This is a genomic window from Pseudomonas berkeleyensis (genome assembly GCF_014109765.1).
GTDB classification, from domain to species: Bacteria; Pseudomonadota; Gammaproteobacteria; order Pseudomonadales; family Pseudomonadaceae; genus Aquipseudomonas; species Aquipseudomonas berkeleyensis.
This window is the reverse complement of sequence record NZ_CP059139.1, coordinates 2,492,903-2,504,926: the sequence shown is the minus strand read 5'-3', so window position 1 is coordinate 2,504,926 and position 12,024 is coordinate 2,492,903. Positions and strand designations below refer to the sequence as shown.

The window sequence follows — 12,024 nt, the reverse complement described above, 5'->3', positions numbered from 1 at the left end:
CAATTCGAAGGGACTCGACCTATGAAGTCCGTCATGAGAACCGCTGTTCTGGCTTTTTCTCTCGCTGCCACACCGGCTTTCTCAGCAGGCCAGTTGCAGGGTCAACTGAACGTCCAGATCACCATCGGCACCGGCTGTACCGTGACCAACGGCACCGCAGGCGCTAGCAGCAACACCTTCGGTTCACTGTCCTTCGGCAACTACAACGACCTCGCCAACCTGATCGACGGACGCTCCTTCGGCAGTGCCGGCGGCAGTTCATTCGGCTTGCAATGCAGCCTCGGCACGGCCTACAGCATCGCGCTCAACGCCGGGCAGAACGCCACGGGCGGTCAACGACGCATGATCAACTCAGGCGCCTACGTCGCTTACAACCTGTATCAGAACAGCGGCCGAACCCTGGCGTGGGGCGATGGCGGAGCCACAGGCACGGTGCTCTCGGGTACCGGCACGGGCAACAGCGAAGAAGTGATCGTCTACGGCCGAGTCCCGGCACAAACCACCCCCAGCCCAGGCACCTACACGGATACCGTACAGGTCACCATCGCCTGGTAATCACCACTCGCATCACCAAGAGGGTCTCGAACTCGCCAGGGAAGAATCGTCATGCCGCGCCTGATCGCCCTTCTACTCCTGCTGACTCCGGCAGCTCTGCCGGCGGTCGACAAGACCGCCACCATCGGCCTGAACGTCGAGGTGTTGCCGGCCTGCCAGGCAGGTAGCAGCAGTGGCTCGGGTATCAGCTTCGGTACGCTGGATTTCGGCACCCACCTCAGGCTCGACAACCTGCTCACCCGCGTCGGCCAGCCGGGAGCAGGCGCCCTACGCGTCAATTGCCAGCAGAGCATCCCCTACCGCGTGCTGATCAATGCTGGCTACAGCGGAACCACCAACACTCGGCAGATGGTCGGCCCCAGCTCGGCCGTGCTCACCTACAACCTCTACACTGGCGCAGACTACGTCACCGTCTGGGACAACAGCACGGGGGTCAGCGCCGTCGGCAATGGCCAGGATCAGTGGCTACCGATCTATGCCCGTGTGCCGGCGCAGAGCGCACCACCGCCCGGTAGCTACAGCGACACGCTGACCGTCACGGTGAGTTGGTGATGCCGTGCCGGAGCCAGTCACTCGGGGTTTCCAGCCTGTTCTGCCTGAGCGTCCTGGCCATGCACACCTTGCCTGCTCAGGGCGACACGGGCATCAACGACCTGATCGTCAGCCAGAGCTTCCAGATACGCGCGGAAATCGTGCCGGGGTGTTTGCTCGGCGCCGGTGGCAGCGACGCCACCTCGTTCGGCAGCATTTCGTTCGGCCAGATCAGCACCCTGCCAAGCAACCTGGACACCGCCAGCACACCGGGCAATGGCTCCATCGTGCTGCAATGTTCCCCAGGTACCGCTGTCACGATTGCGTTCAATGCCGGCCTCAATGCCAGCAGCGTCGGTGGCGGACGCTACCTCGCACGTGGTGCGGAGCGCCTGCGCTACCAGCTGTACCAGGACGCTGCACGCAACATCGTCTGGGGCGATGGCAACAACGGTGGCACGCGCATGAGCATCAACTTTCCCGTTGGCGGCGCCACGCAGACCTACACGGTCTATGCCCGCCTGTTCAGTGTCAGCCCGCTGCCGTCAGCCGGCATCTACACCGACACCATCACCGTGACCGTGAGTTATTGAGCCATGAGGACACACACCCTCTTCGCCTGCTGCCTGAGCCTGGCCGCATCGTTGGCCAGCCTGGCCACGCAGGCCGCCAGCTCCATCCTGATCTGGCCGATCAACCCGCTGATCGAAGCGGATCGACAGAAGTCCGCCGCGCTGTGGCTGGAAAACCGTGGGCAGGAGCCGGTGGATTTGCAGGTTCGCGTGCTGGCCTGGGAACAGGAGGGCTTCGAAGATCGCCTGACGCCGCAGAAGCAAGTGGTGGGCAGCCCGCCGATGGCAACGCTGCAGCCGGGCAAGCGGCAACTGGTCAGGCTGGTCAATCTAGAGCCGCCGAGCGCCGGCACACTGCGCACCTACCGTGTACTGGTCGACGAGGTACTGCCGCCGCAACCGCGCCCATCACAAGTGGGCGTGCAGTTCCAGATGCGCTACTCGGTACCCTTGTTCGTGGTCGGGCCTGGGGCCTATCTGGATGACGGCGCGCGAGAAGCGCCAGGCCAGGGCCAGCCACTGGCTCCCGATCTACGCTACCGCGTCGTCGAAGGCAGCGATGGCATCTTCCTCAACCTGCGCAACCTCGGCCCCGCTCCGGCCCGGTTGTCCCAGGTCGATCTCTTGCGCGACAGCGGCAAGCAGCCACTGGCCGAAGGGCTTCTCGGGTATGTGCTGCCTGGCGCGCAGATGCGCTGGCCATTGCCAGCAGGCGTGCGCAGCGGCCGGGTGCAGGCGCGCATCAACGAAAGCCGACAAACGCAGACGCTGGCCTCTGAGTAGGTCGTTGGCGTTGCTGTTCCTGGCCGCGCTGCTGTCAGGCCGCTCAGCCCATGGCGATGATGCACAGCAGTTCGCCGAGGCCCAGTTGCTTTACCTGGAGTTGATCGTCAATGAACTGCCCAGCGGCAAGGTGGTGGAAGTGAGAGAGCATCAGGGCAGGCTGTTCGCCCAACGCGAAGACTTGCTCGCTGCGGGTGTACGCTTGCCCTCGGAGACAACGCCCTGGGTCGCACTGGATAAGATCGATGCCCTGCGCAGCGAGTATCAGCAAGACAGCCAGCGCCTGCTGCTCACCCTGCCCAGCGAATGGTTGCCGCATCAGCGCTTCGGCCCCAGCGGCCTGAGCGAGGCGATGGAAGCGCAGAGCGCACTCGGCGCCCTGTTCAACTATGACCTCTACTACAACCACACCGAGAACGCCGGCCATTACGCCAATACCTGGCTGGAACAGCGGGTGTTCGACGGTTTCGGCATGATTTCCAACACCGGCGTCCATCGCTACAGCTTCTCCGGGCCGGGCTATCGCGATGGCTACACCCGTTACGACACCACCTGGCGCTTCAACGACCAGCAACGCATGCTCAGCCTCAGCGGCGGCGACCTGATCACCGGCGCGCTGACCTGGAACAGCGCGGTGCGCGTGGGCGGGGTGCAGATTTCGCGCGATTTCTCGCTGCGTCCGGATCTGATCACCTACCCCCTGCCGCGTTTCGATGGCGATGCCGCCGTGCCCAGCACCGTGGATCTGTTCATCGACAATGCCCGCATCGGCCAGCAGGATCTGCGCCCCGGCCCCTTCACCCTCAACACCGTGCCTTACATCAGCGGCGCCGGCACAGCGACGCTGGTGACCACCGACGTGCTGGGGCGCCAGGTGTCCACCACGGTGCCGTTCTACGTGACCGACACTCTCCTGCGTCAGGGCCTTTCGGACTTTTCCCTGTCGGTCGGCAAGTTGCGCCGTAACTATGGCGTGGACGATTTTTCCTATGGTCGCCTGGTAGGCAGCGGCAGCCTACGCTACGGCCTGACCGACAGCCTCACCCTGGAAAGCCATGCCGAAGCCGGTGCAGGTCTCAGGCAGGCTGGCGTTGGCGCCACCGTCGGACTCGGCCTCATGGGTACGCTGACCGGCTCGGTCAGCCAGAGCAGCGGTATCGGTAACGGCCAGCAATACAGCCTTGGTTACAGCTACTACGCGCGGCGCTTCGGCATCACTGCGCAACGTATCCAGCGCACTTCGGACTATGCCGACCTCAGCGTCGCACACGCCCTGGACAGCGATTTGGCCGGCGGCCCGCTGAGCAAGACCCAGGATCAACTGACTTTCAGCTTCAGCCCCGAGAGATTTGGCTCCTTCGGTATCGGCTACTTCGCCAATGAAGAACACAACGGCAGCCGAACCCGTCTGCTCAACCTCTCCTGGTCACGCAGCCTATGGGGCAACAGCAGCTTCTTCGTATCCTTGAACCGCCAACTGGACGACGGCTCGCACGCCATTCAGGCTCAGTTGGTCATTCCCTTCGACCTGTACTCCACGCTGGCCACGGGCGTGGAGCGCGACAGCAACGGCAATCAACGGGTGCGCGCCAACTTCAGCCGCAACCCACCCAGCGATGGTGGCCTGGGTTGGAACCTCGGCTATGCCAGCGGCGACAGCGAATACCGTCAGGCCGACCTGACCTGGCGCACCCAGCATGCCCAAGTGCAGGCAGGCGTTTACGAAAACGACGGTATCACCACGCAATGGGGCGGTGTCAGCGGCTCGCTGGTGGCCATGCAGGGCCAGATGTTCGCCAGCAACCGGATCGACGACGCGTTCGTGCTGGTCAGTACCGAAGGCTATGCCGACGTGCCCGTGCGCTACGAACACCAACTGCTCGGCCGCACCGATTCAGCGGGTTACCTGCTGGTGCCCTGGGTGCCGTCCTACTACCCAGGCCAGTACGAAGTCGACCTGCTGGATCTGCCGAGCAACCTGCAATTGTCCGAAACCCAGAAGCGCATCGCCGTGCATCAGGGCAGCGGCGCACTGCTCGCCTTCCCCATGACCATGAGTCTGTCCGCCAGCATCCAGTTGGTCGACGACCAGGGACAGCCGCTGCCACGCGGCACCCAGGTTCTGCATCGCCCCAGCGGTCAACGCACCTACATCGGCTGGGATGGCCAGCTGTATCTCGAAGGACTGGCTCAGGACAACCAGTTGCAGGCGTTCCTGCCCGAGGGCAGCCAGTGCAGCAGTCGCTTCATGCTGGATGAGAGCGCCGTGGAAATGGCCGTGGTCGGCCCCCTGACCTGCCTGAAACAGGACGCCTCGCCATGATTCGCGGGCTGATCCTCACCCTGCTGCTCGGCGCTGCGTTGGCCAGTGTGCCAGCCTACGCGTGCAACACCTATACGGGAGGCGTGGTCAATCTGGGCAACGCCAACTCCCTGACCCTGCGCACCGTCCCCCAGCAAGCCGGCGCCGGCTCTGGCCTGTCCTGCCCCGGAGTGCTTCAGGTACTGGCCGGTGCCTACGTCAGGGTGACGCTGCAGAACACCGGAAGCCTGGCCCTGCAAGACGGCCAGGGCAATCAGATTCCCTTTCAGGTCTACCAGGACTCCGGTTACAGCCAGGCACTGGTGAGTGGCCAGCCGCAACAACTGAGCGCGATCAATCTGCTGGCCCTGGGTGGCAGCTCCACCGCCATTGGCCTGTTCTTCCGCACCAACCCTGGGCCCAATGTACCGGCCGGTACCTACACCGCCACCGTCACCTTGCGCTGGGATTGGGCGATCTGCACCGTCGGCGCACTCAACGTCTGTGCCTGGGATCGCAGCCCAGGGCTGACGCAGAACTGTGTGGTGATCTGTGGCGCCCCGACCAACTGGGGCACCGGCTCGCTCGCCACCGTGACCATCACTCTGGTAGTCAGCAAGGCCTGCCGCATCGACACGCTGCCTAACGTGGACTTCGGCGCCAACGCCCTGATCAGCCAGTTCAGCGCGCAGCAGCGCACCTTCGCCGTGACCTGCACCAATACCGAGGGCTACACGCTGAGCTTCGACAATGGGCAAAACTATCAGGCGCCCTGGCGGCGACTGAACAATGGTGCCGGCCAGTTCATCCGCTACAACCTCTACTACAGCTCCAGCAGCCTGATCTGGAACGCCGCCTCGCCGCTGACGGCCAGCGGCACGGGCAACTCGCAGAGTTTCACCTACCAGGCGATCCTCGATCCCACGCAGAGCAACGCACCGGTCGGTGTCTACACCGACAACGTGCTGCTGATCATCAGCTACTGAGGCCTTACCAGTAGATCACCAGCGTCGAGCCGGCATTCTCGACGGACTGCGTTGTCAACGACGTCGCCTCTGCATTCGGCGCCAATGGCAAGGGGCGTCCGTTCGGATCCTGCAGACGATAGGCCGCGTGCTCACAGTCATGCGCGGACAGGTACACGCCAGCCGCATCGCTTCGAGCAGCAATCTCGCAACGCTTGAGAATGGTCAGGCTGATCTGCAGCTGCCCGCTGATCTGTTCGGCAAACGACAGATTGGCAGTGACGCACAGCGCGGTGGCCACGAACCAGGCAAAGAGTCGATGAAACGGCATGAAGACGGTCTACGGTGAGGATGGCCTGCTGGGATAAAGGTCAAAATCCATCCGTAGAAACGGTCACGAGAGCAAGGAGCGACCGAATGTGGAGCAGAATAGAGTGATATCACCTTGAAATCACCCTGATTCCGATGAACGCCGGTTCAGGCCAATGCTTTCGCCACGAAGCGCTTACCCGGCGCGACGATCTGCTCCTGCGCAGTCACCAACGGCAGGTCACGCGCGCCGTCTGCGGTCTGCTCGACCAGCGCGTAGAGCGTTGCCGTGGCCAGCTCCAGCGCCTGCGGCAGTGCCTGCCCAGCCAGCAGGCGACCGAGCAGGGTCGCCGAGAACACATCGCCCATGCCGTTGGGCAACGGATGCAGAGCCAGACGCGGCGTGGTCACCAACCAGGCACCCTCGCCATTCACCGCCAACGTACCCAGCTCGCTTTCAGGGATATCCGGCGTCGCCAGACTGGTGACGATCACCACCTCCGGGCCGCGACCACGCAACTGCCGGGCGACCTTCACCGCCTCCTGCAGATTGGCTGGCTTCGAGCCTGTGAGCAGTTCGAACTCGAACTGGTTGGGCGTGATGATATTGGCGAAAGGAATTGCCTGATCGCGCAGGAAATCGGGAATCGCCGGATTGACGAACACGCCGCGCCCCACGTCGCCCATCACCGGATCGCAGAGGTAACGCAGCGCCGGGTTGTGCTGACGAATCTCGCCCACCGCCTCGAGAATCACTCGCCCCGTGTCGGCGTCGCCGAGGTAACCGGAAAGCACCGCGGAAAGGCGTGGCAGCACACCACGCTCACGCAGCCCCAGCAGCACTTCGCGCACATGCTCGGCGCCGAACACCTGGCCACGAAATTGCCCGTAGCCGGTGTGGTTGGAGAACTGCACGGTGTGAATCGGCAACACCTCGAAGCCCAGCCGTTGCAACGGGAAAACCGCCGCGGCATTGCCGACATGGCCCCAGGCGACATGCGACTGAATGGACAGGACGAGGGGCGGTAGCGTGGCGCTCATGGCGGTCTCTGCTGGCGGGATACGGTGGGCCGAGAATTATTCGTCATGCCACCTGCGCATGCCAAGCCCGAGGTGCACAGCGGTTTTGCCTTGCCATGAACATATGGATTTCCATATATTCGAAATCCCACATATATGACTTCACGCCCATGATCACTCCGACCGATGTGTTCAAGAGCCTGGCCGACGAAACCCGTGCCCGCGCCACCCTGCTCATCGCCCAGTTCGGCGAACTCTGCGTGTGCGAGCTGATGTGCGCCCTTGACGACAGCCAGCCGAAGATCAGCCGTCACCTCGCCCAGCTGCGCAGCAGCGGCCTGCTGCTCGACCGCCGCCAGGGCCAATGGGTGTATTACCGCCTGAACCCGCAGTTGCCCGCCTGGGTAGCCGAGCTGCTCCAGGTGACGCTCACGGCCAACACGGAGTGGCTCGCCAGCAACGCCTCCCGCCTGCAACACATGGATGGCCGCCCCGTTCGCACCCAGTCCTGCTGCTGACCCTACCGAGTAACCTCTCCAATGCTGATTGCCGCTGCCGTGTTCGTGTTCACCCTCGTGCTGGTCATCTGGCAACCCAGGGGGCTCGGTGTTGGCTGGAGCGCCAGCATCGGCGCGCTGATCGCCCTGGCCGTCGGCGCAGTGTCGCTGCACGACATCCCGCTGGTATGGAGCATCGTCTGGAACGCTACCGCTACCTTCATCGCCGTCATCATCATCAGCCTGCTGCTGGACGAGGCTGGTTTCTTCGAATGGGCCGCCCTGCACGTGGCGCGCTGGGCCAACGGCAGTGGCCATCGGTTGTTCTGCTTCTGCGTGCTGCTCGGCGCCGCCGTCTCCGCACTGTTCGCCAACGATGGTGCGGCGCTGATCCTCACGCCCATCGTCATGGCCATGCTGGTTCGCTTGCGCTTCTCGGCGGCCACCACCCTGGCTTTCGTCATGGCTGCCGGCTTCATCGCCGACACTGCCAGCCTGCCATTGGTGGTATCCAACCTGGTCAACATCGTCTCGGCCGACTATTTCGGTCTCGGTTTCGCCGAATATGCTGCGGTGATGGTGCCGGTGAACCTGGCCAGCGTCGCCGCGACGCTGCTCGTGCTGTTCCTGTTCTTCCGCCGCGACCTGCCGGCGCAATACGCCCTCGACGCGTTGCCGGAACCGGCCTCGGCCATCCGCGACCGTGCCACGTTCGTGGTGGGTGGGTGGACACTGCTCGGCCTGCTACTCGGGCTTTTCGCCCTGGAGCCGCTCGGCATTCCCGTCAGTGCGGTGGCCGCCGTCTGCGCGCTGCTGCTGTTCGTCGTCGCCGCCCGTGGCCAGCGCATCGCCACCCGGCGGGTGCTGCGTGAAGCGCCATGGCAGGTGGTGGTGTTCTCCCTCGGTATGTACCTGGTGGTCTACGGCCTGAAGAATGCCGGTCTGACCGACCTGCTCACGCAGGTGCTCGACGGCCTTGCGCAGCAGGGCTTGTGGACGGCGGCACTCGGCACCGGCCTGCTCTCGGCCCTGCTCTCCTCGGTGATGAACAACATGCCCAGCGTGCTGATCGGAGCACTGTCGATCCAGGCCAGCGGTGCCGAGGGGGTGATCCGCGAAGCGATGATCTACGCCAATGTCATCGGCTGCGACCTCGGCCCGAAGATCACCCCCATCGGCAGCCTGGCCACCCTGCTCTGGCTGCACGTGCTGGCCCGCAAGGGCATGCGCATCACCTGGGGTTACTACTTCCGAGTCGGCCTGCTACTGACCGCCCCGGTTCTGCTGATCACCCTTTCGGCCCTGGCCCTGCGCCTGAGCCTCTGACTACCGCCCGAGCGGCAGGAGCAAGCATGCGAGTCCTGTTCATGTGCACGGCCAACAGCTGCCGCAGCATCCTTTCCGAAGCCCTGTTCAACCACCTCGCGCCAGAAGGCTTCGAGGCGGTCAGCGCCGGCAGCTTTCCCAAGGGCCAGGTGCTGCCGCGCAGCCTCACCACCCTCGAACAGGCCGGCATCGCAACCACCGGGCTTAGCAGCAAGGGCAACGACGCCTTCGCCGACAACCCGCCGGATATCGTCATCACCGTGTGCGACAAGGCTGCGGGCGAAACTTGCCCGGTGTACTTCGGGCCGGCCCTGAAGGCCCACTGGGGCCTGCTGGATCCTTCCGAAGCGGCCGGAGACGAAGCCGCCGTGGACGCCGCCTTCCACGACACGCTGGCACAGATCGAGCGACGTTGCCGGGCCTTCCTCGCCCTGCCCTTCGCCACCCTCGACCGCGACACGCTGCAGCGCGAGCTCGACCGCATCGGCACACTCTGAAAGCAGGAAACACCATGACCGACACGCTCCCCAACCTCGATCTGTCCCTGTTCGACGCCAGCCCAGCTGCGCTGGTGCCCGGTGGTGACGCGCCGCGCATCCTGCTGCTCCACGGGTCGACCCGCGAACGCTCGTTCAGCCGCCTGCTGGTCGAAGAAGCGGCGCGCCTGCTCGAACACTTCGGTGCGCAGACACGCATCTTCGATCCATCGGGCCTGCCATTGCCGGACGACGCCCCCGTAGAGCATCCCAAGGTGCAGGAACTGCGTGAGCTGGTGCAGTGGTCGGAAGGCCAGGTCTGGTGCTCGCCGGAACGCCACGGCGCCATGTCGGCGGTGTTCAAGGCGCAAATCGACTGGATCCCGCTGGCACTTGGTGCGGTGCGTCCCACCCAGGGCAAGACGCTGGCGGTGATGCAGGTGTGCGGTGGCTCGCAATCGTTCAACGTGGTCAACCAGCTGCGCGTGCTCGGTCGCTGGATGCGCATGTTCACCATACCCAACCAGTCCTCGGTGCCCAAGGCCTTCATGGAGTTCGACGAGGCCGGCCGCATGAAACCTTCGCCTTACTACGACCGGCTGGTCGACGTCATGGAAGAACTGTTGAAATTCACCGTCCTGCTGCGTGGACACCAGGACATGCTCGTGGATCGCTACTCCGAGCGCAAGGAAAGCGCGGAGCAACTTTCAGCTCGGGTCAATCAGCGCTCGATCTGATCGCTGGCACTGCTGGGGGGAACGGTCGATAGCCTTGAGGGAAATCCCTCATTGCTGGACACAGGCCGCACTACTAGCCTGGACGTCACCAAACGTCTGATTCGAAGGAGAACCCCATGACCATCTCGCAGACCGACGACAAGCGCCCCACTCCCGATCCGGCAGAAGACAACGCCTTCTTCCCCTCGCCCTACTCGCTCAGCCAGTTCACCTCGGCGAAATCCGATCTCAGCGGCGCCGACTATCCCAGCCCATACCAGGGCGGACGCTGGAAGATCCTGCTGATCGGCGCCGACGAGCGTTATTTGCTGACCGACAACGGCACGATGTTCTCCACTGGCAACCACCCGGTGGAAACCCTGCTGCCCATGTATCACCTCGACAAGGCCGGTTTCACCTTCGATGTCGCCACCCTCTCCGGCAACCCGGTGAAATTCGAATTCTGGGCCATGCCATCCGAAGACAGCGAGGTACAGGGCCTGTATGGCAAATACCGCGACCGCTTCAAACGCCCACTCAAGCTGGCCGACGTCATAGCAAAAGCACTGGGCGAGGACTCCGACTACATCGGCGTATTCATCCCCGGCGGTCACGGTGCCCTGATCGGGCTGCCCGAAAGCACGGAGGTGAAAGAAGTGCTGCAGTGGGCGGTCGCCAACGACAAATTCATCATTTCCCTGTGCCACGGCCCAGCGGCACTTCTGGCGGCCGGCGTGGGTGAGTCGGCAGGTAACTACCCCTTCAACGGCTACCGCATCTGCGCATTTCCCGATGCCCTCGACGCCAAGACGCCCGACATCGGCTACATGCCGGGCCACCTGACCTGGAAGTTCGGCGAACGCCTGCAGGCACTGGGCGTAGAGATCGTCAACCAGGACATCTCCGGTGCGACGCACCAGGATCGCAAACTGCTGACCGGCGACAGCCCGCTGGCCGGCAACAACCTGGGCAAGCTCGCTGCGGCAGCATTGCTGCAAGCGGTCGCGACGAAGTGATGGACTCGCCAGCCGAGGCAGCCATGCGCGCCGTGCTCGACATCGAGGCGGCGCAAAGCCTGGAAGCGATCAAAGCGGCCGTGCGGGGTTTCGCCAATCCCCATGGCTATGATCGCTTCGTGCTGTTTTCCGCCTCGGCGGCGAGCGAAGAAATCATCGAGCGCATCCATTGGGTGGAAGGCAACTGGTTCGGTGACGGGCAACCCGTCGATGCCGAAACCTACATGCGGCGCTGCCCTGTCACGCGCCACCTGCTCGATGCGCGCGATGCCTTCTTCTGGATCAAGGTGCAGGAGCAGGACGGCGAACGCTATCGCGTGGTTCGCACGCCCAAAGGTGTCGGCGTCCAGGGTTTGCAGGTTCCGGTGTTCGGCCCACGTGGGCTGGAAGGCGCCATGAGTCTCGGCGGCATGCAGGTTGACGGTTCGCCACGGGTACGCCTGGGGCTCGGTTTGCTCGCCAACGCGGCGTTCTTCTGCGCTCGCAGATTGCTCGAGGCGCCCATGGACGACAGTCTCGGCAAGCTCACGCCGCGCGAGCGCGAAGTGCTGGCCTGGACAGCTGCTGGCCGGCGTCAGGCGGATATCGCGACGACACTCGGCCTGTCGGAGCGCACCGTGGAAAACCATCTGCGCTCGGCGCGCCGTCGCCTTGGTGTGACGACAACAGCGCAGGCCATCCGCACCGCCATTCGCAATGGCGAGATCGCTGGCTGAGCGCAGCGGGCGCTGCCAGCGCCGTGTGCGCAACAACACCTTTCTCCAAGCGGCACGCAGCCCTCCTGCCAGCGACCATTTGCCACCCAACTTCCCGGCACATCGATATTCAAAAATCGTATTTAACTCAATTCTTTAAATCCCATAGGGTATAAAGACCGGACCACCGGAGCCTCGATATTTCCACCGCTCCGTTGCGCCCTCATCCCGGTGCCGTTGCGGCACATCCACAAGATGAGG

14 protein-coding genes are annotated in these 12,024 nt (G+C 63.9%); 12 read left to right on the top strand and 2 right to left on the bottom strand.

Annotated features, from left to right (window positions below; translation table 11 throughout):
* Nucleotides 1-21: 21 nt before the first annotated feature.
* The 6 genes from HS968_RS11645 to HS968_RS11620 are packed head-to-tail and all read left to right on the top strand — an operon-like array spanning nucleotide 22 to nucleotide 5,729.
* Nucleotides 22-555: a Csu type fimbrial protein gene (locus HS968_RS11645; protein ID WP_170965098.1), complete on the top strand. Its 534-nt coding sequence runs from the start codon at nucleotides 22-24 to the stop codon at nucleotides 553-555.
* Nucleotides 556-606: 51 nt separating this feature from the next.
* A complete protein-coding gene (locus HS968_RS11640; protein ID WP_106742003.1) occupies nucleotides 607-1,107 on the top strand; it encodes a Csu type fimbrial protein in 501 nt (166 codons plus the stop codon).
* Nucleotides 1,107-1,679, top strand: coding sequence for a Csu type fimbrial protein (locus HS968_RS11635; protein WP_182371361.1), 573 nt, complete (start codon nucleotides 1,107-1,109; stop codon nucleotides 1,677-1,679). The genes HS968_RS11640 and HS968_RS11635 overlap by 1 nt, the downstream gene beginning before the upstream one ends.
* A gap of 3 nt (nucleotides 1,680-1,682) precedes the next feature.
* Complete coding sequence (locus HS968_RS11630; RefSeq protein WP_106742007.1) at nucleotides 1,683-2,441, top strand: fimbrial biogenesis chaperone; 759 nt, start codon at nucleotides 1,683-1,685, stop codon at nucleotides 2,439-2,441.
* A gap of 10 nt (nucleotides 2,442-2,451) precedes the next feature.
* On the top strand, nucleotides 2,452-4,764 hold the full coding sequence (locus HS968_RS11625; protein ID WP_407681656.1) for a fimbria/pilus outer membrane usher protein: 2,313 nt from the start codon (nucleotides 2,452-2,454) through the stop codon (nucleotides 4,762-4,764).
* Complete coding sequence (locus HS968_RS11620) at nucleotides 4,761-5,729, top strand: Csu type fimbrial protein (protein ID WP_119691031.1); 969 nt, start codon at nucleotides 4,761-4,763, stop codon at nucleotides 5,727-5,729. The genes HS968_RS11625 and HS968_RS11620 overlap by 4 nt, the downstream gene beginning before the upstream one ends.
* Nucleotides 5,730-5,733: 4 nt before the next feature.
* Here the strand turns inward: HS968_RS11620 and HS968_RS11615 are convergent, their stop codons facing one another.
* A complete protein-coding gene (locus HS968_RS11615; RefSeq protein ID WP_119691030.1) occupies nucleotides 5,734-6,039 on the bottom strand; it encodes a hypothetical protein in 306 nt (101 codons plus the stop codon).
* 146 nt (nucleotides 6,040-6,185) lie between these two features.
* The gene (pdxY, locus tag HS968_RS11610) at nucleotides 6,186-7,058 is read right to left on the bottom strand and encodes a pyridoxal kinase PdxY (RefSeq protein WP_106742014.1); all 873 of its coding nucleotides are present in this window, start codon (nucleotides 7,056-7,058) and stop codon (nucleotides 6,186-6,188) included.
* A gap of 149 nt (nucleotides 7,059-7,207) precedes the next feature.
* On the opposite strand from pdxY, the gene HS968_RS11605 reads away from it, so the two are divergent.
* From HS968_RS11605 to HS968_RS11580, 6 genes are all read left to right on the top strand, one after another.
* On the top strand, nucleotides 7,208-7,555 hold the full coding sequence (locus HS968_RS11605; RefSeq protein WP_106742016.1) for a metalloregulator ArsR/SmtB family transcription factor: 348 nt from the start codon (nucleotides 7,208-7,210) through the stop codon (nucleotides 7,553-7,555).
* Between the two features lie 21 nt (nucleotides 7,556-7,576).
* Nucleotides 7,577-8,860, top strand: coding sequence for an arsenic transporter (locus tag HS968_RS11600; RefSeq protein ID WP_182371360.1), 1,284 nt, complete (start codon nucleotides 7,577-7,579; stop codon nucleotides 8,858-8,860).
* Nucleotides 8,861-8,886: 26 nt separating this feature from the next.
* Nucleotides 8,887-9,357: an arsenate reductase ArsC gene (locus HS968_RS11595; RefSeq protein WP_182371359.1), complete on the top strand. Its 471-nt coding sequence runs from the start codon at nucleotides 8,887-8,889 to the stop codon at nucleotides 9,355-9,357.
* Nucleotides 9,358-9,371: 14 nt separating this feature from the next.
* The gene (gene arsH / locus HS968_RS11590) at nucleotides 9,372-10,073 is read left to right on the top strand and encodes an arsenical resistance protein ArsH (RefSeq protein WP_106742025.1); all 702 of its coding nucleotides are present in this window, start codon (nucleotides 9,372-9,374) and stop codon (nucleotides 10,071-10,073) included.
* 116 nt (nucleotides 10,074-10,189) lie between these two features.
* Nucleotides 10,190-11,068 (top strand): glyoxalase III HchA, encoded by an 879-nt coding sequence (hchA, locus tag HS968_RS11585; RefSeq protein WP_182371358.1) that lies wholly within the window; start codon nucleotides 10,190-10,192, stop codon nucleotides 11,066-11,068.
* The gene (locus HS968_RS11580) at nucleotides 11,068-11,784 is read left to right on the top strand and encodes a PA1136 family autoinducer-binding transcriptional regulator (protein WP_238338938.1); all 717 of its coding nucleotides are present in this window, start codon (nucleotides 11,068-11,070) and stop codon (nucleotides 11,782-11,784) included. Before hchA ends, HS968_RS11580 begins: the two co-directional genes overlap by 1 nt.
* Nucleotides 11,785-12,024 lie beyond the last annotated feature (240 nt).

Excerpts from the sequence above, each read along its gene's own strand:
- HS968_RS11645 (WP_170965098.1), top strand. The coding sequence starts at position 22 with ATGAAGTCCGTCATGAGAACCGCTGTTCTGGCTTTTTCTCTCGCTGCC.
- HS968_RS11640 (WP_106742003.1), top strand. The coding sequence starts at position 607 with ATGCCGCGCCTGATCGCCCTTCTACTCCTGCTGACTCCGGCAGCTCTG.
- HS968_RS11635 (WP_182371361.1), top strand. The coding sequence starts at position 1,107 with ATGCCGTGCCGGAGCCAGTCACTCGGGGTTTCCAGCCTGTTCTGCCTG.
- HS968_RS11630 (WP_106742007.1), top strand. The coding sequence starts at position 1,683 with ATGAGGACACACACCCTCTTCGCCTGCTGCCTGAGCCTGGCCGCATCG.
- HS968_RS11620 (WP_119691031.1), top strand. The coding sequence starts at position 4,761 with ATGATTCGCGGGCTGATCCTCACCCTGCTGCTCGGCGCTGCGTTGGCC.
- HS968_RS11615 (WP_119691030.1), bottom strand. The coding sequence starts at position 6,039 with ATGCCGTTTCATCGACTCTTTGCCTGGTTCGTGGCCACCGCGCTGTGC.
- pdxY (WP_106742014.1), bottom strand. The coding sequence starts at position 7,058 with ATGAGCGCCACGCTACCGCCCCTCGTCCTGTCCATTCAGTCGCATGTC.
- HS968_RS11605 (WP_106742016.1), top strand. The coding sequence starts at position 7,208 with ATGATCACTCCGACCGATGTGTTCAAGAGCCTGGCCGACGAAACCCGT.
- HS968_RS11600 (WP_182371360.1), top strand. The coding sequence starts at position 7,577 with ATGCTGATTGCCGCTGCCGTGTTCGTGTTCACCCTCGTGCTGGTCATC.
- HS968_RS11595 (WP_182371359.1), top strand. The coding sequence starts at position 8,887 with ATGCGAGTCCTGTTCATGTGCACGGCCAACAGCTGCCGCAGCATCCTT.
- arsH (WP_106742025.1), top strand. The coding sequence starts at position 9,372 with ATGACCGACACGCTCCCCAACCTCGATCTGTCCCTGTTCGACGCCAGC.
- hchA (WP_182371358.1), top strand. The coding sequence starts at position 10,190 with ATGACCATCTCGCAGACCGACGACAAGCGCCCCACTCCCGATCCGGCA.
- HS968_RS11580 (WP_238338938.1), top strand. The coding sequence starts at position 11,068 with ATGGACTCGCCAGCCGAGGCAGCCATGCGCGCCGTGCTCGACATCGAG.